This window comes from Paracoccus sp. BR5-17 (assembly GCF_055693925.1).
The window spans coordinates 1,546,916-1,566,289 of the sequence record NZ_JBVFUV010000003.1 but is presented as its reverse complement, the minus strand read 5'-3'; the positions used below and the strand labels follow the sequence as shown (position 1 = coordinate 1,566,289).

Annotated in this window: 12 protein-coding genes, 1 tRNA gene and 2 pseudogenes; 4 read left to right on the top strand and 11 right to left on the bottom strand. The window is 68.4% G+C overall.

All coding sequences use genetic code 11. The features are described 5' to 3' along the window. Positions 1 to 83: 83 nt before the first annotated feature. The 8 genes and pseudogenes from ACZ1HC_RS09235 to ACZ1HC_RS09200 form a co-directional block, all read right to left on the bottom strand. Entirely contained in the window at positions 84 to 1,880 is a 1,797-nt protein-coding gene (locus tag ACZ1HC_RS09235) for an MFS transporter (protein ID WP_472699721.1), read from the bottom strand. Positions 1,881 to 2,062: 182 nt separating this feature from the next. Beyond that, positions 2,063 to 4,018, bottom strand: a complete 1,956-nt coding sequence (acs, locus tag ACZ1HC_RS09230) for an acetate--CoA ligase (protein WP_472699720.1) — start codon at positions 4,016 to 4,018, stop codon at positions 2,063 to 2,065. A gap of 337 nt (positions 4,019 to 4,355) precedes the next feature. Next, positions 4,356 to 4,431, bottom strand: a tRNA-Val gene (locus ACZ1HC_RS09225). 53 nt (positions 4,432 to 4,484) lie between these two features. After that, complete coding sequence (locus ACZ1HC_RS09220; RefSeq protein WP_472699719.1) at positions 4,485 to 5,555, bottom strand: patatin-like phospholipase family protein; 1,071 nt, start codon at positions 5,553 to 5,555, stop codon at positions 4,485 to 4,487. Positions 5,556 to 5,640: 85 nt separating this feature from the next. Then, entirely contained in the window at positions 5,641 to 6,768 is a 1,128-nt protein-coding gene (prfB, locus tag ACZ1HC_RS09215; protein WP_472699718.1) for a peptide chain release factor 2, read from the bottom strand. Between the two features lie 89 nt (positions 6,769 to 6,857). Beyond that, a pseudogene (locus ACZ1HC_RS09210) lies at positions 6,858 to 9,403 on the bottom strand (penicillin-binding protein 1A). A gap of 81 nt (positions 9,404 to 9,484) precedes the next feature. Continuing rightward, on the bottom strand, positions 9,485 to 10,684 hold the full coding sequence (locus tag ACZ1HC_RS09205; protein WP_472699717.1) for an N-acetylmuramoyl-L-alanine amidase: 1,200 nt from the start codon (positions 10,682 to 10,684) through the stop codon (positions 9,485 to 9,487). After that, complete coding sequence (locus ACZ1HC_RS09200; RefSeq protein WP_472699716.1) at positions 10,681 to 11,817, bottom strand: pyridoxal phosphate-dependent aminotransferase; 1,137 nt, start codon at positions 11,815 to 11,817, stop codon at positions 10,681 to 10,683. The genes ACZ1HC_RS09205 and ACZ1HC_RS09200 overlap by 4 nt, the downstream gene beginning before the upstream one ends. A 155-nt stretch (positions 11,818 to 11,972) precedes the next feature. Here ACZ1HC_RS09200 and ACZ1HC_RS09195 point away from each other — a divergent pair, with 155 nt between their 5' ends. Next, positions 11,973 to 12,713: a DsbA family protein gene (locus tag ACZ1HC_RS09195; RefSeq protein ID WP_472699715.1), complete on the top strand. Its 741-nt coding sequence runs from the start codon at positions 11,973 to 11,975 to the stop codon at positions 12,711 to 12,713. Positions 12,714 to 12,785: 72 nt separating this feature from the next. Here ACZ1HC_RS09195 and betA read toward each other — a convergent pair whose 3' ends face one another. From betA to betI, 3 genes and pseudogenes are all read right to left on the bottom strand, one after another. Next, complete coding sequence (betA, locus tag ACZ1HC_RS09190) at positions 12,786 to 14,405, bottom strand: choline dehydrogenase (RefSeq protein WP_472699714.1); 1,620 nt, start codon at positions 14,403 to 14,405, stop codon at positions 12,786 to 12,788. Positions 14,406 to 14,415: 10 nt separating this feature from the next. Then, positions 14,416 to 15,860, bottom strand: a pseudogene (gene betB, locus ACZ1HC_RS09185) (betaine-aldehyde dehydrogenase). Next, the gene (gene betI / locus ACZ1HC_RS09180; RefSeq protein ID WP_472699713.1) at positions 15,857 to 16,423 is read right to left on the bottom strand and encodes a choline-binding transcriptional repressor BetI; all 567 of its coding nucleotides are present in this window, start codon (positions 16,421 to 16,423) and stop codon (positions 15,857 to 15,859) included. Before betI ends, betB begins: the two are co-directional and overlap by 4 nt. Positions 16,424 to 16,508: 85 nt before the next feature. On the opposite strand from betI, the gene choX reads away from it, so the two are divergent. The 3 genes from choX to choV are packed head-to-tail and all read left to right on the top strand — an operon-like array spanning position 16,509 to position 19,367. Further along, positions 16,509 to 17,450 (top strand): choline ABC transporter substrate-binding protein, encoded by a 942-nt coding sequence (choX, locus tag ACZ1HC_RS09175; RefSeq protein WP_472699712.1) that lies wholly within the window; start codon positions 16,509 to 16,511, stop codon positions 17,448 to 17,450. Positions 17,451 to 17,505: 55 nt separating this feature from the next. Then, positions 17,506 to 18,354 carry a choline ABC transporter permease subunit gene (choW, locus tag ACZ1HC_RS09170; RefSeq protein ID WP_472699711.1) on the top strand — a complete coding sequence of 283 codons (849 nt, stop codon included), beginning with the start codon at positions 17,506 to 17,508 and terminating at the stop codon, positions 18,352 to 18,354. Next, positions 18,351 to 19,367, top strand: coding sequence for a choline ABC transporter ATP-binding protein (gene choV, locus ACZ1HC_RS09165; RefSeq protein WP_472699710.1), 1,017 nt, complete (start codon positions 18,351 to 18,353; stop codon positions 19,365 to 19,367). The genes choW and choV overlap by 4 nt, the downstream gene beginning before the upstream one ends. Positions 19,368 to 19,374 lie beyond the last annotated feature (7 nt).

Sequence of the window (19,374 nt, the reverse complement as noted above, 5' to 3'; positions counted from 1 at the left end):
GCGTCCGGGCCTGCGGCCCTGTCGTCGAAGTCAGGTCGGAACGCACCGGGGCCGGGGTTTTCCCCGGCCCCGGTGTCTGTCGATCAGACGTTGTCGTCCGCGAAGATGTCCTTCTTGTGGCTGTCGTTCGGCACGAACAGGGTGCCGATGATGACCGTCATCACCGCGATCACGATGGCATACCACAGGCCCGCATAGATGTTGCCGGTCTGGGCCGAGATCGCGAAGGCGGTCGCGGGCAGCAGGCCGCCGAACCAGCCGTTGCCGATGTGATAGGGCAGCGACAGGCCCGAATAGCGGATCCGGGTCGGATAGAGTTCCACCAGCTGCGCCGCGATCGGGCCATAGACCATCGTCACCAGCACGATCAGATAGGTCAGGATCAGGACGATCTTGATGTTCTGGGCGTTGAAGATGTCGAAGAAGTGGTCGGCCTTGGCGACGGTGGTGTTGTCGGCCGCGGTCAGGGGATAGCCGGCGGCGGTCAGGGCCTCGTTGATCTCGGCGGTGAAGCGGGCGCGTTCGGCGGCCAGGGCCTCGCCCGTCAGGGCATTGCCGTCATAGGCCTGCACCACCGTGTCGCCGATCTGGACCGAGGCGACGGTTCCGGCCGGCGCATCGACCGTTTCCTGCACGTTCACCGACGACCGCGACAGCGCCGCCTTGAGGATGTCGCAGCTGCTGTTGAACTGCGCCGTGCCCACCGGGTTGAACTGGAACGAACAGTCGTCGGGCGCAGCGGTGACGACGACAGGGGTCTCCTGCGCCGCAGCCAGTGCCGGGTTCGCGACGCTGGTCAGCATCGGGAAGACCCACATGTAGGTCGCCGCGGCCAGGGCGCAGCCGCCCAGGATGATCGGCTTGCGGCCGATACGGTCCGACAGCGAACCGAAGAAGATGAAGCCCGCGGTGCCCAGGATCAGCGACCAGGCCACGAAGACGTTGGCGCTGAACTGATCGACCTTCACGACGTTCTGGATGAAGAACAGCGCGTAGAACTGGCCCGAATACCAGACCACGGCCTGCCCAGCCGTCAGGCCCAGCAGCGCGATCAGCGCGATCTTGCCGTTCTTCCAGTTGCCGAAGGCCTCCTTCAGCGGCGCCTTGGACTGCGCGCCCTCTTCCTTCATCTTCTTGAAGGCCGGCGATTCGTTCATCTGCAGGCGGATATAGAGCGAGATAAGCAGCAGGAAGATCGACCCCAGGAAGGGGATCCGCCAGCCCCAGGCGCGGAACGGCTCCAGCATGACCTGCTGGCCGGCGGCGTCCAGCAGCGGCTGACCGTCAAGGCCCAGCTGCGGCACGGGCGGATAGTTGCCGTTGACATAGGCCGTCACCAGCAGGATCACCACCAGCGACAAGAGCAGGCCCAGCGTCGCCGTGGTCTGGATGAAGGCGGTGAAGTAGCCGCGCTGCCGCTGCGGCGCGTGTTCGGCCACATAGACGGCGGCGCCGCCGTATTCCCCGCCCAGCGCCAGGCCCTGCAGCATCCGCAGCAGGATCAGGATGATCGGCGCGGCGATGCCCCAGCTGGCGTAGCCGGGCAGCAGGCCGACCAGGAAGGTCGAGAAGCCCATGATGAGGATGGTGGCCAGGAAGGTGTATTTCCGGCCGATCAGGTCGCCCAGGGCGCCGAAGACCAGCGCGCCGAAGGGACGCACCAGGAAGCCCGCGGCAAAGGCCAGCAGCGCGAAGACGTTGCGGGTGGCTTCGGGAAAGGCGGTGAAGAACTGCGCCCCGATGATCGCCGCCAGCGAACCATAGAGATAGAAGTCGTACCATTCGAAGATCGTGCCCGCGGACGAGGCCAGAATGACCTTCTTCTCCTCGGACGTCATGGGACGCGAACGGTTCGTCGCGTCGGGCGATGCGTAAGCCATCATTCCTCCTCCTGTTGAACCAGCCGGTCGCTGGCAAGCATCCCCAGGGTCAAGCCGCCTTCGGCCGCGTTCCCACCGGAAACGCGTGCGGCGTCTGTCCCTTCGGGTCGGTCTGGCGGCACCCGGCCTTCCCCGCCGGAGGCCGCCCTGTCGTCAGGGGCGCGCGGGGCGCGCCCCTGGCCTCAGCCCCTGTTCATGCGGTTGGCGATGAGGTCATCGACCACCTCGGGCTCTGCCAGGGTCGAGATGTCGCCGAGGCTGCCATAGTCGTTCTCGGCGATCTTGCGCAGGATGCGGCGCATGATCTTGCCCGAACGGGTCTTGGGCATCCCCGGCGCCCACTGGATCAGGTCGGGCTTGGCGATCGGGCCGATCTCGGTGCGGACCCACCGTTCCAGCTCGGCGCGCAACTCCTCGGACGGCTCGACGCCGTTCATCAGCGTCACATAGGCATAGATGCCCTGGCCCTTGAGCGGATGGGGATAGCCCACCACCGCGGCCTCGGCGACCTTCTCGTGGGCCACCAGCGCCGATTCGACCTCGGCCGTGCCCAGGCGGTGGCCGCTGACGTTGATGACGTCGTCCACGCGTCCGGTGATCCAGTAGTATCCGTCCTCGTCGCGCCGGCAGCCGTCCCCGGTGAAGTAATAGCCGGGATACTGCTGGAAATAGGTTTCCATGAACCGCTGGTGGTCGCCCCAGACGGTGCGCATCTGGCCGGGCCAGCTGTCGGCGATGCACAGCACGCCCTCGGCCGGGTTGCCGTCGATGACCTTGGCGGATTCGGGTTCCAGGACGACGGGCCTGATGCCGAAGAAGGGCAGCGTGGCCGAGCCGGGCTTGGTCTCGATGGCGCCCGGCAGGGGCGTTATCAGGTGGCCGCCGGTCTCGGTCTGCCACCAGGTATCGACGATCGGGCAGCGGCCCTTGCCGATGTTGTCGTTGTACCAGTTCCAGGCCTCCGGGTTGATCGGCTCGCCCACCGTGCCCAGGATGCGCAGGGACGACAGGTCGTGGCCCTGGATCGGATCGGTGCCCTTGGCCATCAGCGACCGGATCGCCGTCGGCGCGGTATAGAACTGCGTCACCTTGTGCTTGGCGCAGACCTGCCAGAAGCGTCCGGCGTCGGGCCAGGTGGGCACGCCCTCGAACATCACGGTGGTCGCGCCGTTGGCCAGCGGGCCATAGACGATATAGCTGTGGCCGGTCACCCAGCCGACATCGGCCGTGCACCAGAACACGTCGCCGTCGCGATAGTCGAAGGTGTACTGGTGCGTCATCGCGGCATAGACCAGATAGCCGCCGGTGGTATGGACCACCCCCTTGGGCTTGCCGGTCGATCCCGAGGTATAGAGGATGAACAGCGGATCCTCGGCGCTCATCGGCCGCGGCGGGCAGTCCGGCGCGGCGGTGTCCATCAGCGCCTTCACGTCCACGTCGCGCCCGTCGATCCAGGTGGTCTGGTCGCCGGTGTGCTTGACCACCAGGCAGCGCACCCGGTCCGAGCAATGCAGCAGCGCCGCATCCGTATTGGCCTTGAGGTTCGTCTTGCGCCCGCCGCGCGGCGCGGTATCGGCGGTGATGACCACCTTGGCGCCGCAGTCGTTGATGCGGTTGGCCAGCGCATCGGGCGAGAAGCCCGCGAAGACGATGGAATGGACCGCGCCGATCCGCGCGCAGGCCAGCATCGCATAGGCCGCCTCGGGGATCATCGGCAGATAGATCACCACCCGGTCGCCGCGCATGATGCCCTGCGACAGAAGCACGTTGGCGAAGCGGTTCACCTTTTCCGAAAGCTCCGCATAGGTGATGTGCTGCGCGGGGGTCGCGGGATCGTCGGGCTCGAAGATGATGGCGGTCTGGTCGGCCCGGGCGGGCAGGTGCCGGTCCACGCAGTTGACCGCGGCGTTGAGGATGCCGTCCTCGTACCAGCGGATGTTGACCCGGCCGAAGGTGAAGTCGGTGTTCTTGACGATGCTGTAGGGATGGATCCAGTCCAGCCGCCGTCCTTCCCGGCCCCAGAAGGCTTCGGGATCGTCAATGGATTCGGCATAAAGGCGTCGGTAATCCTCGGGCCCGACATGGGCCGCCGAAAAACCCGCGGGAATGGGGCGTTTCTGAATGATGTCGGCGCTCATGGAACCTCCCTCGCTGGTTCGTTCATGGACCGTCGCGGCGCCTTGCAGGCTGGGGCCAGCGGCGACCCGGCATGTAAAGGATTCTAAACCACAGCCGGGAACCCTTGGAAAAGCATTTTCTTTCAGGGTTAAAATCTTTACTGAACCGGAAACATATCGGTAAATGTTTTACAGGACGCGGCGGCGCAGGTTCCCCTGCGGGCAGGGTCGATGCCGCGGATCCACCCGGGTATGAAGCCGCGCCGGATCGGGGGGAATGACCTGGGGACAGCGCCGAAGCCGCAGGACCGGCCCGCCTTCGGTCCGGCGCGGACTGGCAGGGGCCTGGGAGGGGACATGGTGGGCGGTGAGGGATTCGAACCCCCGGCATCTTCGGTGTAAACGAAGCGCTCTACCAGCTGAGCTAACCGCCCGCCGGGCGCGTTCTAGCCATGTCGGCCGGGCTTGGCAAGCGCAGGCCGGGCCGTCAGGCGCCGATCACGCCGGATCCCGCGAACAGGGCCGACAGGTCCACCGTGTCGCGGCGGTTCAGCGCGTCGGCGTGGTTGGCCAGAAAGCTGTCCGCGGCAACCCGGCCGGCCTCTTTCATGCGGGCCAGAAGGCCCGGCGCGGGCATCAGCTTGGATCGGGCGGTCAGGTCGTTCATCAGCACGTCGTCCCAGATCATGTGGATCAGCGGGTTCTTCATGGGGCGGTTCTGCAGGCGATTTTCGTCGAACAGGCGCTTGACGAAGTTGATCGCGCGCAGGTCGGCCATCAGCGAGGCGTTGAAGCTGATCTCGTTGACGCGGTCGGCGATCTCGGCGGGGGTGCGCGGGACGCCGTCGCGCAGCAGCGGGTTGATGTTCACGATGACGATGTCGCGGGGAAGCCGCTGGTCATACAGCGGAAACATCGCCGGATTGCCGGTGAAGCCGCCGTCCCAGAACGCCTCGACCCGGCCCGTCTCGGGGTCGGGGATCTCGACGGCCCGGAACAGGTCCGGCAGGCAGGCCGAGGCCATGACCGCATCGGGCGTGGCGGCGGCGCCGGTGAAGACGCGGATCCGGCCGGTGCGGACGTTGGTCGCGGCGACGAACAGCCGCGGGCCGCGGTCGTTGCCAAAGTCGGGATGCGGCAGGCTGCGCAGCACGGACCCCAGCGGGTTCACGTAGAACGGGCCATAGTCATAGGGGCTGAAGATGCGCGCCACGCTTTCCAGCCAGGCGACCGGGGACACCAGTTCGGCCACCCTCTCGAACCCCTGCGGAACGGGCAGGATCGAATACATCCACCGCGCCAGGCGGCTGTCGCTGCGCTTGCCGACCTGCGCCCAGAGAAAGTCCAGGTTCTCGCGCGCGGCGCGTCGTCCGGCCCGGCCGGGATGGCGCGCCAGGCCCGCCTTCAGCGCGGCGCCGTTCAGCGCCCCGGCCGATGTGCCGCTGATCGCCGAGATGGTCAGCCAGTCCTCGTCCAGAAGCCGGTCCAGCACGCCCCAGCAGAAGGCGCCATGCGCGCCGCCGCCCTGCAGGGCCAGGTTGATCCGCCGTTCGTCCATCGCCGCCCCCTTTGTCGCAGGTGCAGCATAGCGTGTCGGGCGGGCCGGTCCATCCCCGGTCCGTGGCCAGTCCGTGCCGGCGCGATCAGTCCTCGGCGTTGGCTTCGGCGCGGCTTTTGCCGGCCACATCCAGGGCCAGGGTGGCGGCCATGAACGCGTCGAGGTCGCCGTCCAGCACGCCCTGGGTGTCGCTGGTTTCGACCCCGGTGCGCAGGTCCTTGACCATCTGATAGGGGTGCAGAACGTAGGAGCGGATCTGGTTGCCCCAGCCCGCGTCGCCCTTGGCCGCGTGCTGGGCGTTGATCTCGGCGTTGCGCTTGTCCAGTTCCAGCTGGTACAGCCGCGCCTTCAGCGCCGCCATGGCGTTGGCGCGGTTCTGGTGCTGCGATTTTTCCGACGACGTGACGACGATCCCGGTCGGCAGGTGGGTGATCCGCACGGCCGAATCCGTGGTGTTGACGTGCTGCCCGCCCGCGCCCGACGACCGGTAGGTGTCGATGCGGATGTCGCGGTCGGGAATATCGATCTCGATGTTGTCGTCCACCACCGGATAGACCCAGACCGAACTGAAGCTGGTGTGGCGCCGCGCGGCGCTGTCGTAGGGACTGATGCGGACCAGCCGATGCACGCCCGATTCCGATTTCAGCCAGCCATAGGCGTTGTGGCCGCTGACCTTGTAGGCGGCGCTGCGGATGCCGGCCTCGTCGCCCGAGGTTTCCGACAGCAGTTCGACCTCGTAGCCCTTTTTCTCGGCCCAGCGGACATACATGCGCGCCAGCATCGCCGCCCAGTCGCAGCTTTCGGTGCCGCCGGCGCCGGCGTTGATTTCCAGGAAGGTGTCGTTGCCGTCGGCCTCGCCGTTCAGCAGGGCTTCCAGTTCCTTCTGCGCGGCCAGTTCGGCCAGGGCCTTCAGGTTCGCCTCGGCCTCGGCCACCAGGTCGGCGTCGCCTTCCTCCTCGGCCAGTTCGACCATCTCGGCGTTGGCGGACAGGTCGCCCTCGATGCGGCGATAGGTTTCCAGCGCGTCCAGAAGCGCCTGGCGTTCGCGCATCAGCTTCTGCGCGCGGGCGGGGTCGGACCACAGGTCGCCCGCCTCGATCATGGCGTTCATCTCCTCCAGCCGGTGGGGCGCGGTCTGCCAGTCCATCCGCTGCCCCAGCAGGGTCAGCGACTTGCGGATGGCTTCGATGGTGGACTGCGTCTCGGCGCGCATGGGGTTTCCTTGGGGTTCGGGCGGACGGGCGTCAGGTCAGGGGTGATAGCGCGCCGGACCCGAGGCGGCAAGGCCGCGGCGCGTCCCGCTCAGTAAAGCCCGCCCGAGGACATGGTGCCGAAATCCGTGCGGCTGGGGATCACCCTGCGTTCCCCGGTCGAGGTGGTGACGGCGGTGCCCGCGCCGCCCCCGCCCGCCTCCCAGGGCAGGATCACGGCGCCGTCGCCGAAGCCCGACACGATCAGCGGAGAGCCCCAGTCCGGGTCGGTGCCGTTGCGGAAATATTCCGCCACCACATTCGGCCCGGTCGCGTCGTCCGGCAACCGCTGCCCGGTGGTGCGGTCGATCTTGACCCAGTAGCCGCCCGGCGGGACCGCGAATTCCGTGCCGCCGAATTCCGCGACCGCCTTGCGCATGAAGGCGTTGAAGACCGGCACGCACAGCGTCCCGCCATAGGCGTTCTCGCCCAGGCTGCGCGGCTGGTCATAGCCCAGATAGCAGCCGGCGACGATGTTGCTGGAATAGCCGATGAACCACACGTCCTTGGCGTCGTTGGTGGTGCCCGTCTTGCCGGCGATCGGCACCGGCAGATCGACCCCGCTGCCCGACCCGCGTTCGACCGCACCCTCGAGCATCGAGGTCAGCTGATAGGCCGTCACCGCATCCATCACCCGTTCGCGGTTGGTGTCGATCACCGGCCCCTGCCCCGCCGGCAGCGCCTGCTGGCCGCAGGTCTCGCAGACCCGCTGATCGTGGCGGTAGATGGTGCGCCCGCGCCGGTCCTGCACCCGGTCCACCAGCGTGGGTTCCACCCGTTCGCCGCCGTTGGCGAACATCGCATAGGCCGCGACCATCTTGAACAGCGTGGTTTCCTGCGCGCCCAGGGCGTTGGCCAGAAACGGCTTGAGGTCGTCATAGACGCCGAAGCGTTCGGCGTATTCCGCCACCCGCTCCATGCCGATGTCCTGGGCGATGCGGATGGTCATCAGGTTGCGCGACATCTCGATGCCGGTGCGCAGGGGGGTCGGGCCATAGGTCTTGCCGGTCGAGTTCTTGGGCTCCCACAGCCCGAAAGGGGTGTTCACGGTGATCGGCTCGTCCACGACGATGGTCGCGGGGGTATAGTTGTTGTCCAGGGCCGCGGCATAGACGAAGGGCTTGAAGCTGGATCCCGGCTGGCGCTGCGCCTGCGTCGCGCGGTTGAACACCGAGGACTGGTAGCTGAACCCCCCTGCATCGCCATCACCCGGCCGGTGTTCACGTCCATGGCCATGAAGCCGCCCTGAACCTCGGGGATCTGGCGCAGGCTCCAGCGGATGAAGCCGTCGCCGCCCTCGCGCATCAGCGCCCGGACCAGCACCACATCGCCCACCGCGACCAGATCGCCCGCCACCTGCGCGCGCGGCCCCAGCCGGCCGTCGGCGCCGCGCTTGCGCGCCCACTGCACGTCCTCGGCCGGGATCCAGTGGCCGTCGGCGTCCTCCTCGATCCCCTCGATGCCGATGCGGGCATCCCGATCGCCGATTTCCAGAACCACGGCGGGATGCCAGCCGGGGATGTCGCGCGGCACTTGCGCCTGCCACAGCGCGCCGCGCCAGGCGGCCTCGTCGGCCAGCTGGTCGGCCGGGATGGTCTGCCGGGTGCCGCGCCAGACGCCGGTGCCGCGGTCGTAATCCTCGAGCGCCTGGCGCAGGGCGTCGGCGGCCGCCGATTGCAGGTCGGGATCCACGGTGGCGCGGATGGTCAGCCCGCCGCCGAAGAACTCCTCGTTGCCGAACTGCGCGGACAGCTGGCGGCGGATCTCGTCGGTGAAATAGTCGCGCGGCGGCAGTTGCTGGCGGAACGACGGATAGTCGCCGTTCTGCACCGATTTCAGCGGCAGCTTCGCCTCGGCCTCGTAGGTGGCCTGGTCGATATAGCCGTTCTGCCACATTTCCCGCAGCACGTAGTTTCGCCGTTCGGTCACGCGGTCCTTGGCGGTGACGGGGTGATAGCGGCCCGGCGCCTGGGGCATGGCGGCCAGCATCGCGGCCTCGTGCGGGGCCAGTTCGGCCAGGGACTTGTTGAAATAGGTCTGCGCCGCGGCGGCCACGCCGAAGCTGTTCTGGCCCAGGAAGATCTCGTTCAGATACAACTCCAGGATCTGGTCCTTGGACAGCGTGCGTTCCAGCCGGGACGCCAGGATCAGTTCCTTGACCTTGCGTTCGACGCTGCGATCCGACGACAGCAGGAAGTTCTTCATCACCTGCTGGGTGATCGTGGACGCGCCGCGCACCGACGCCCCGCCCGAGGCGACCGCCTCGACGGCGGCGCCGATGATGCCGCGCACGTCATAGCCGGGGTGGTTGTAGAAGTTCTTGTCCTCGGCGCTGATGAAGGCGTGCTTGACCAGGTCGGGGATTTCCTCGACCGGGACGAACAGGCGGCGTTCCTCGGCGAACTCGTCGATCAGGCGGCCTTCGCCCGAATAGATCCGGCTGATGGTCTTGGGCGTGTACTGGGCCAGGGTCTCGTGGCTGGGCAGGTCGCGCGAATAGATCCAGAAGATCGCGCCCAGGGTCAGCGCGATGAAGAAGCTCGCGGTGACGAACCACGAGAAGATGGCGCCGAAAAAGGACAGGATGCTGCGCAGCAAGGAAGGGCCTTTCCGTGGACTTGGTTCCGTCTATAGCCCCGCCCCGGGCGCCGGTCAAAACAACACTGGCTGATCGGACGCCTATTGGCGCAGCATCGCGGCGCGCGCGGCCTCGTCGCGGGCCCAGCCGACCACGGCATCGGCCACGGCCCGGACCATGCGTTCGCGCCAGTGCGGGTTCAGAAGGTTCGCCCGGTCGTCGTGGTCCGAGATGAAGCCCAGTTCCAGCAGGACCGAGGGCATGTCGGGCGACTTCAGCACCGAATAGCCGGCCCGCTGCACCGGGCGGTCGTGCATCCCGATCCCCAGAAGCGACATGCGCGAGGTCAGCCAGCGGGCAAAGCTTTCCGCCCGGGGCTGGGTGTCGGTGCGGGCAAAGTCCATCAGCACCCCCACGAGGGCGTCGTCCTGCCCGGCCAGGTCCATCCCCGCCAGCAGGTCGTCGCGCCGATGGCGCAGGGCCAGCTGTTCGGCCGCGCGGGCGTCGCCCGAGGGGTTCCAGACATAGACCGACGCCCCCGCCGCCTGCCCCTGCGGCAGGGCATCCGCATGAAGCGAGACGAACAGATCGCCCCCCGCCTGCCGGGCGGCGGTCATGCGCCCTTCCAGGGTCACGAAGCTGTCGTCCTCGCGCGTCATCTCGACCCTGATGCCGCGCGCCTGCAGGGCCGCGCGCAGTTCCAGCGAGAAGACCAGGACCAGGTTCGCCTCGCTTTCGCCTTCGGCCAGGGCGCCGGGGTCGAAGCCGCCGTGGCCCGGGTCCAGGACCACCGTCAGGCCCGCATCGGCCGGGGGGTCGGGCAGGTCGGCCGGTTCGGGCAGGTCGCGCAGGGCGGCGGTGGCCGAGGGGCGGGGGGCGAAGTCGCCGGCCGAGACGGGGGCAAGGACCACGGTGATCTGCGACAGCGCCGCGCGCGCCTGCTGGCCGGCGCGGTCGATGCGGTAGGGCCCCGGCAGTTCGACCACCACCCGCGCCCAACCCGGCCGGGGGGTTCCCCAGCGGATCGCGGGCGCCAGATCGGCGCCGAACAGGTCCTGCGGCCGGGCCAGGCCCAGATCGGCGCCCTGCAGATCGACGATCAGGCGCGGCGGTTCATCGACCAGGAAGGTCCGGTAGGGCACCGGCCTGGTCAGCGACAGCCGCAGTTCAAGCGGCTTCGGCCCGCCCCAGCCGCGCCCCGTCGCCACCAGCGCCGACCCGCCCAGATCCAGCCGCGCCGGATCCTCGGCCCGGGCGGGCAGCGCCATCAAGAGCGACAGGACCAGGGCCAGCCACGTCATCGCCGGGCCATGAACTCCGTCAGGCGGCGCAGCCCCTCGGCGATGTCGGCGGTCGCGCGGGCATAGGAAAAGCGCAGCGTCCGCGCGCCGCGGTCGGGGTCGAAGTCCAGGCCCGGCGTCACCGCCACCCCCGCCTTTTCCAGGATCTCGGCGGCAAAGCGCACGGAATCGCCGGTCAGGTGGGACACGTCGGCATAGATGTAGAAGGCCCCTTCCGGCGGGGCGATGCGGTCGAAGCCGGCCCGCGGCAGGCCTTCCAGCATCAGCCGGCGGTTTTCGGCATAGACGGCCAGGTTCGCGTCCGCCTCGGCGGTGCAGTCCAGCGCGGCCAGGGCCGCGACCTGGCTGGCATGGGGCGGGCAGATGAACATGTTCTGCGCCAGCCGTTCGACGGTGCGGACGTGGTCTTCGGGGACGACCATCCAGCCCACGCGCCAGCCGGTCATCGAGAAATACTTGCTGAAGGAATTGATGACGAAGACATCGTCCGTCACCTCGAGCGCCGAATGGCAGCGGTCGCCATAGGACAGGCCGTGATAGATCTCGTCGGAAATCAGCGCCATGCCCCGGGCGCGCGCGCCATCCGAGAGGGCGCGCAGCTCGTCGGTGCGCAGCACGGTGCCGGACGGATTGCCGGGAGAGGCCAGGATCAGCCCCGCGCAGCCGTCGGGCAGGTCGTCGGGGCGCGGCTGATAGCGGTCTTCGGGCCGCGTCGGGATGCCGACCGGTTCCAGCGACATGGCCCGCAGGATCTGGCGATAGCTGGGATAGCCCGGATAGCCCATCGCCACCCGGTCGCCCGCGTCGAACAGCGCCGAGAAGGCCAGGATGAAGGCGCCGCTGCTGCCCGGCGTCACCACCACCCGCGCCGGATCCAGATCGACCCCGTACCAGCGGCGATAGAGATCCGCGATACCCTGGCGCAGCGCGGGCAGTCCCAGCGCCACGGTATAGCCCAAAGGCTGCTGCAGGGCGGCGCCAAGCGCGCGCCGCGCGCCTTCGGGGGCGGGGGTGCCGGGCTGGCCCACCTCCATGTGGATGATGTGGCGGCCTTGCGCCTCGGCGCGCGAGGCGGCCTCCATCACGTCCATGACGATGAAGGGATCGACCTGACCGCGGAGGGATTTCTTCATGCTCGGTGCCTTCTGCCTTTTTGTCTGTCTTACGCCCTGGCGGCGCCTTGGAAAAGGTCCATGCCCCCCGGCGGTCACGCAGCTTTGTGAACGGCTTGCTTGCCAAGCCCGGCGGTGCGCGCCAAGGTCGGGGCAAGCCAACCCCGAGGAAGCCGATGAAACGCCTGATCGCCGCGCTGCTGCTGACCGCGACCCCTGCAGTGGCCTTCGACCTTTCCGCCATGACCGACGCAGAAAAGGCCGCCTTCGGCGAGGCCGTGCGGGAATATCTGATGGCCAATCCCGAGGTGCTGGTGGAATCCATCACCGTGCTGGAGGAACGCCGCGCCGCATCCGAGGCGCAGAATGACGTGGCCCTGGTCCAGGCCAATCGCGACGCGATCTTCGAGGACGGGCACAGCTGGGTCGGCGGCAATCCCCAGGGCGACGTGACGATGGTCGAATTCATCGACTATCGCTGCAGCTACTGCCGCAAGTTCAACCAGCAGGTCCGCGACATCGTCGAGGGCGACGGCAACATCAGGCTCATCCTGAAGGAATTCCCGATCCTGGGGCCGGACAGCGAGACCTCGGCCCGCTTCGCCGTTGCCGTGAAGCAGCTTGCCGGTGACGACGCCTATGCGAAGGCCCACGAGGCGCTGATGGAGCTGCGCGGCGCCCCCTCGCCCGAGGCGCTGCAGAGGATCGCCGGCGACATCGGCCTGGACGCGACCGAGGTGCTGAACACCATGAACACCGAATCCGTGTCCGCGGTGCTGCGCGAGAACCGCCAGCTGGCCGAGCGGATGGCGATCATGGGCACGCCCACCTTCGTCATCGGTGAGCAACTGCTGCGCGGGATGCCCGCAGACGGCCTGGAAGGCGCCGTGTCGGCCGCGCGCGAGGCGAACGGCTGAGCCCCCACCGCCGATGGCGCCCGCGGCGGTCGCAGGTGCCTCCGGCGGGGATATTTGCAGCACAGAAGATGGCTATTCGGCAGCCAGGCGGCTGTCGTCGGACCGCGCCGCGCGGCCCAGGATGTGATCGGAGGCCTTTTCGCCGACCATGATCGAGGGGCCGTTGAGGTTGCCGTTGGTGATGCGCGGAAAGATCGAACTGTCCGCCACCCGCAGCCCCTCGACGCCGATCACCCTCAGGTCGGGATCGACCACCGCCATCGGATCATCGGCGGCGCCCATGCGGGCGGTGCCGCAGGGGTGATAGGCCGATTCGGCGTGGTCGCGGATGAAGGCGTCGATCTGGTCGTCGGTCTGGACATGCGCGCCGGGCTGGATCTCGTCGCCGCGGTATTCGGCAAAGGCGGGCTGGTTGAAGATCTTGCGCGTCAGGCGCACGCAGGCGCGGAACTCGGCCCAGTCGTCGGGGTGGGACATGTAGTTGAAGCGGATCTCGGGTGGCGCCGCCGGATCGGCCGAGACGAGGCGCACCGTGCCGCGCGACTTCGACCGCATCGGGCCGACATGGGCCTGGAAGCCATGCCCCTTGGCCGCCGCCTTGCCGTCGTAGCGCACGGCAAGCGGCAGGAAGTGATACTGGATGTCGGGGTAATCCACCGCGTCCGACGACCGGATGAAGCCGCAGCTTTCGAACTGGTTCGACGCCCCCAGCCCGGTCTTTTGCAGCAGCCATTCCACGCCCACCCGGCTTTTGCCCAGAAGGTTGTAATAGGTGTAGAGCGTGATGGGCTTCAGCGCCTTGTACTGCATGTAGATCTCGAGATGGTCCTGCAGGTTCGCGCCCACCCCCGGGCGGTCGGCCAGGGGCGCGATGCCGTGGCCTTGCAGATGATCGGCAGGCCCGATGCCCGACAGCATCAGAAGTTTCGGCGTGTTGATGGAACTGGCCGAGACGATGACCTCGCGGCGGGCGTGGATCCGGTCGATCCGGCCCTGCCGCTCGACCTCGACGCCGGTGGCGCGCCGGTCCTGGAACAGGATGCGGCGCGCGAGGGCGCGGATCACGGTCAGCCGGCCCGTCTTCAGCGCCGGGCGCAGATAGGCGTTGGCGGCGGACCAGCGGCGGCCCTTCCAGATGGTCGCCTCCATCGGCCCGAAGCCCTCCTGGTTTTCGCCGTTGTAGTCGGGGGTATAGGGCCAGCCGGCCTGCTGTCCGGCCTGGATGAATGCGTTGAACAGCGGATTGCGGCGCTTGCCGCGGGTGACGTGCAGCGGGCCGTCGCTGCCGCGCCATTCCGACGCGCCGCCGTGCCATGTCTCCATCCGCTTGAAGTAGGGCAGCACGTCGTCATAGCCCCAGCCGGCGGCGCCGCTGTCGCGCCAGTGGTCGTAGTCCTTGCGGTGGCCGCGCACGAAGACCATGCCGTTGATCGACGACGATCCGCCCAGCACCTTGCCGCGCGGCGTGGCCAGCCTGCGCCCGCCCAGATGCGGTTCGGGCTGGGTGGCGAAGCCCCAGTCGTATCGCGGCATGTTCATGGGGTATGACAGCGCGCCGGGCATCTGGATGAAGATGCTGATGTCGCTGCCGCCGTATTCGACCAGGGTGACGCGGTGGCCGGCCTCGGTCAGGCGATAGGCCAGGGTGCAGCCGGCGGAACCGGCGCCGATGATGACGTAATCCGCGGTCATGGCGATCCTCCTAGTAGGGAGCCTCGACGGCACCCATGCCGACATAGACAGTCTTGAGTTGCGAATAATGCTCGATCGCGGCGGTGCCGTTCTCGCGCCCCAGGCCGGACATCTTGACGCCGCCGAAGGGCATTTCCACGGGCGTCAGGTTGTAGGCGTTGATCCAGCAGGTGCCTGCCTCCAGCGCCGCCACGACGCGATGGGCGCGGGTCAGATCCCGGGTGAAGACCCCGGCCGCCAGGCCGAATCCCGTGGCGTTGGCACGCGCCACGGCCTCGGCCTCGTCGGCGAAGGTCAGGGTGGTCATCACCGGGCCGAAGATCTCGTCGCGGGTGATGGCCATGTCGTCGGTGGCGCCGGCAAAGACGGTGGGCGGGATGAAGGCCCCCTCGCCCAGGCCGCCGCAGACCAGGCGCGCCCCGGCGTCCAGGCCCGCGGTGATGGCCGCGCGGATCCGGGCCGCCTGAGCGGCGCTGATGATCGGGCCGAACTGCGTGTCGGGGTCCAGGGGATCGCCGATGCGGATCGTGGCCAGCCGTTCGGCCAGCCGGTCCAGGAAGCGCTGCGCGATGCCCTGCTGCAGGAACACCCGCGTGCCGTTGGAACAGATCTGCCCCGACGAATAGAAGTTCGCCAGGATCGCCGCGCCCACCGCGTCCTCGAGGCTGGCGTCGTCGAAGACGATCAGCGGCGACTTGCCGCCCAGTTCCATCGTGACGTGGCGCATCCCTTCCGCGGCGGCGGCATAGACCCGCCGCCCCGTCGGCACCGATCCGGTCAGCGAGACCTTGGCCACGTTCGGGTCGCCGACAAGCGCCGCGCCCACCTGGCCCCGGCCCTGCACGACGTTGAAGATGCCCGGCGGCGCGCCTGCTTCCAGCAAAATCTCGGCCAGCTTCAGCGCCCCCAGGGGGTTTCCTCGGAGGGCTTGAAGACCATCGCGTTGCCCATCGCCAAGGCCGGGGCGGCCTTCCAGCAGGCGATCTGGCTGGGATAGTTCCAGGCGCCGATGCCCGCGCAGACGCCAAGCGCCTCGCGCCGGGTATAGGCCCAGTCGCGGCCCAGCGGGATCATCTGCCCGGTGACGGTCGCGGCCAGGCCGCCGAAATATTCCAGCGCCGCCGCCCCGGACGCCCAGTCGGCCACCAGCGTTTCCTGGATCGGCTTGCCGGTGTCCAGCGTCTCCAGCCGGGACAGTTCGGGGTTGCGGTCGCGGATGATCCGGGCCGCGCGCGACAGCACCCGGCCGCGATCGGCGGGGGCCATCGCGGCCCATGCCGGCTGGGCTTGGGCGGCCGACCGGCAGGCTTGCGCCACCTGATCCGCCGAAGCCTCGCGCAGCAGGGCGATTTCCTCGCCGGTATGGGGATAGAGGACGGGCAGGGCCGCGCCCTCGCCCTCGTGGAAGGCGCCGTCGATGAACAGGCTGGCCTGGGGTTGGGCGTCGTGGGTCATGGCAGGGTTTCATCCAGATAGGCGAAGATCAGCTTTTCGGCGGTCGCGGCGTCGATGCCGCCCGGGGTCAGGGTCGCGCGCAGGTAAAGCCCGTCGATCAGCGCGCCCAAGGTCGCCGCGACCCGCGCCGGTTCGCCCGTCAGCGGCCGCAGCGCCAGCACCAGGTTCGACCGCAGCCGGCTGTGATAGACACGAAGCAGGCGCCCAGCCTCGTCGTTGATCAGCGCCAGGGCATAGAAGTTCACCCAGGCGCTGACGGTCTCGCGCTGGAAGTTCTGGGGCGCGAAGCTGGCATGGATGATCGCGTCCAGCCGCCCGCGCCGGCCGTGCCCGGGCAGCCGTTCGGCCACCGACAGCCCGTAGACGCGCAGGATATAGCGCATGGCGGCCAGAAAGATCTGCTCTTTCGATCCGAAATAGTGATGCGCCAGCGCAGCGGACATGCCCGCGCGCCGGGCGATCTGCGCCACGGTGACATCCAGCGAACCGGCGCGCCCGATCTCGAAGATCGTGGCATTGATAAGCGCGGCTTTTCGGATAGGCTCGACCCCGATCTTGGGCAATCCGGCACCTTCGTGGAAAATGAGGTTGCTATCGAGGTCCCGTGTAACTTTAATTGACTGGCCAATCAAGAACAGGGAGCCCCGCATGAACTGCAAAAGCCTTGCCCTTCTGGCGGTGATGGGTGCCGCGCTTGCCGGACCCGCGCTGGCCGCCGAACCCGAGGAATGCCGTCAGGTGGTCCTGTCCGACGTGGGCTGGTCCGACATCACCGCCACCACCGCCCTGGCCTCGACCGTGCTGCAGGCCCTGGGCTACGAGACCGAGACGAAGCTGCTGTCGGTGCCGGTCACCTACACCGCCCTGTCCACCGACGACGTGGACATCTTCCTGGGCAACTGGATGCCCACGATGGAGGCCGACATCGCCCCCTATCGCGAGGCGGGCACCGTGGACACGGTGCGCACCAACCTGACGGGCGCGAAATACACGCTGGCCACCAACAAGGCGGGTGCGGATCTGGGCATCGCCGATTTCGCCGACATCGCCGAACACAAAGACGCGCTGTCGGGCCAGATCTACGGGATCGAACCCGGCAATGACGGCAACCGCCTGCTGCTGGAGATGGTGGCCGAGGACAAGTTCGGCCTGGGCACCTTCGAGGTGGTGGAATCCAGCGAACAGGGGATGCTGGCGCAGGTCGCGCGCGCCGATGCCGCGGGCAAGCCGATCGTGTTCCTGGGCTGGGAACCCCATCCGATGAACGCCCGGTTCGAGATGACCTACCTGACCGGCGGCGACGACATCTTTGGCCCCGACCTGGGCGGCGCCGAGGTGCGCACCAACACCCGACAGGGCTATGTCCAGGAATGCCCGAACGTCGGGCGGTTCCTGCAGAACCTCGAATTCACGCTGGCGATGGAAAACGAGGTGATGGACATGATCCTGAACGACGGCCAGGATCCGATGGAGGCCGCGAAGGCCTGGCTGGCGGCCAATCCCGACGCCGCGGCCGCCTGGCTGGAGGGCGTGACGACCTTCGACGGCAACGACGCGGTCGCCGCCCTGACAGAAGCCCTGTCCGGCTGACCGCCGGCCGGGCGCCGCACCGAACCCGCCACAACAACCAGGCAAGGATGTCCGCATGGAGCAGCTGACGGCGTTGGTCACGGACAACAAGATCCCCATAGGCGAAACCGCCAGCAGGGTCTTCGACTGGCTCAACGCCAATGCGGCGGGGCTGTTCAACGCCATCTCGACCGGGCTCGACTGGCTGATCGCCCGCATCCTTGCCGCCCTCGAGGCGCCCCACCCCTTCGTGTTCATCCTTCTGGCGGTGGCGCTGGCCTGGATCCTGCAGCGCCGCTGGAAGGTCTGCCTGCTGGTCGCCCTGGGGCTGCTGTTCGTGCTGAACCAGGGCTACTGGGAGGAGATGCAGCAATCCCTGACCCTGGTCCTGGCGGCCTGCCTGGTCTGCATGGCCATCGGCGTGCCGGTGGGCATCGCCGCCGCGCACCGGCCCCGGCTTTACGCCTGGATGCGGCCGGTGCTGGATCTGATGCAGACGCTGCCGACCTTCGTCTATCTGATCCCCGCCATCGTGTTCTTCGGCATCGGCATGGTGCCCGGCCTGCTGGCCACGGTGATCTTCGTGCTGCCCGCGCCGATCCGGCTGACGCAGCTTGGCATCAGTTCGACCCCCGCATCGCTGATCGAGGCCGCGACCGCCTTCGGCGCCACGCCGCGCCAGCTTCTGTGGAAGGTGGAACTGCCCAGCGCCCTGCCGCAGATCATGGCGGGGCTGAACCAGACCATCATGCTGTCGCTGTCGATGGTGGTGATCGCCGCGCTTGTCGGCGCCTCGGGGCTGGGGGTGCCGGTGGTGCGCGCGCTGAACAGCGTGAACACCGCGCTGGGCTTCGAATCGGGCTTCGTGATCGTCGTGGTGGCGATCCTTCTGGACCGGATGCTTCGGCTGGAGGGCCGGAAATGAACGCCGCACCCAATGCCGTCGAATTCGACCGCGTCAGCATCGTCTTCGGCGACCGCCCGGAAACCGCCCTGCCGCTGATGGACCAGGGCCTGGACCGGGCCGAGATCCGGTCGTCCACCGGGCAGATCCTGGGCGTGCACGACTGCAGCCTGAACGTCCGCCAGGGCGAGATCGTGGTGCTGATGGGCCTGTCGGGGTCCGGCAAGTCCACCCTGCTGCGCGCCGTCAACGCCCTGAACCATGTCTGCCGGGGCGAGGTCCGGGTCTGGGACGGCTCGGGGATGATCTCGGTCAGCGGGGCGGGCAGGCGCGCGCTGCGCGACATCCGGCTGCGCCACGTGGCGATGGTGTTCCAGCAATTCGGCCTTCTGCCTTGGCGGACGGTCCGCGAAAACGTCGGGCTGGGCCTGGAACTGGCGGGGATGAAGCCCGCCCAGCGCAGGGCGCAGGTGGACCGGCAGCTTGAAACCGTGGGGCTGACCGACTGGGCCGACCGGAAGGTGGGCGATCTGTCGGGCGGGATGCAGCAGCGGGTGGGCTTGGCGCGCGCCTTCGCCACCGAGGCCCCGATCCTGCTGATGGACGAGCCCTTCAGCGCGCTGGACCCGCTGATCCGGTCGCGGCTTCAGGACGAGCTGCTGGAACTGCAGGCCAAGACCCGCCGCACCATCATCTTCGTCAGCCACGACCTGGACGAGGCCTTCAAGCTGGGCAACCGCATCGCCCTGATGGAAGGCGGCCGCATCGTCCAGACCGGCACCGCGCGCCAGATCATCGCCGATCCGGTCAGCGACTACGTGGCCGATTTCGTGGCGCACATGAACCCCCTGGGCGTGCTGACCGCCGCCGACGTGGCCCAGCCGGGCGATGCCCCGGGCGAGCCGGTGCCGCGCGACATGCCGGTGCGCAAGGTCATGGGCCTGCTGTCGGACAAGCCCGCCCTGCCCGTCCAGGGCGGCGGCTGCATCACCCGGGACGCGGTGCTGGCCCGGCTGATCGACCCGCGCGGCTGACGCCGCT

Excerpts from the sequence above, each read along its gene's own strand:
- ACZ1HC_RS09235 (WP_472699721.1), bottom strand. The coding sequence starts at position 1,880 with ATGGCTTACGCATCGCCCGACGCGACGAACCGTTCGCGTCCCATGACG.
- acs (WP_472699720.1), bottom strand. The coding sequence starts at position 4,018 with ATGAGCGCCGACATCATTCAGAAACGCCCCATTCCCGCGGGTTTTTCG.
- ACZ1HC_RS09220 (WP_472699719.1), bottom strand. The coding sequence starts at position 5,555 with ATGGACGAACGGCGGATCAACCTGGCCCTGCAGGGCGGCGGCGCGCAT.
- prfB (WP_472699718.1), bottom strand. The coding sequence starts at position 6,768 with ATGCGCGCCGAGACGCAGTCCACCATCGAAGCCATCCGCAAGTCGCTG.
- ACZ1HC_RS09205 (WP_472699717.1), bottom strand. The coding sequence starts at position 10,684 with ATGACGTGGCTGGCCCTGGTCCTGTCGCTCTTGATGGCGCTGCCCGCC.
- ACZ1HC_RS09200 (WP_472699716.1), bottom strand. The coding sequence starts at position 11,817 with ATGAAGAAATCCCTCCGCGGTCAGGTCGATCCCTTCATCGTCATGGAC.
- ACZ1HC_RS09195 (WP_472699715.1), top strand. The coding sequence starts at position 11,973 with ATGAAACGCCTGATCGCCGCGCTGCTGCTGACCGCGACCCCTGCAGTG.
- betA (WP_472699714.1), bottom strand. The coding sequence starts at position 14,405 with ATGACCGCGGATTACGTCATCATCGGCGCCGGTTCCGCCGGCTGCACC.
- choX (WP_472699712.1), top strand. The coding sequence starts at position 16,509 with ATGAACTGCAAAAGCCTTGCCCTTCTGGCGGTGATGGGTGCCGCGCTT.
- choW (WP_472699711.1), top strand. The coding sequence starts at position 17,506 with ATGGAGCAGCTGACGGCGTTGGTCACGGACAACAAGATCCCCATAGGC.
- choV (WP_472699710.1), top strand. The coding sequence starts at position 18,351 with ATGAACGCCGCACCCAATGCCGTCGAATTCGACCGCGTCAGCATCGTC.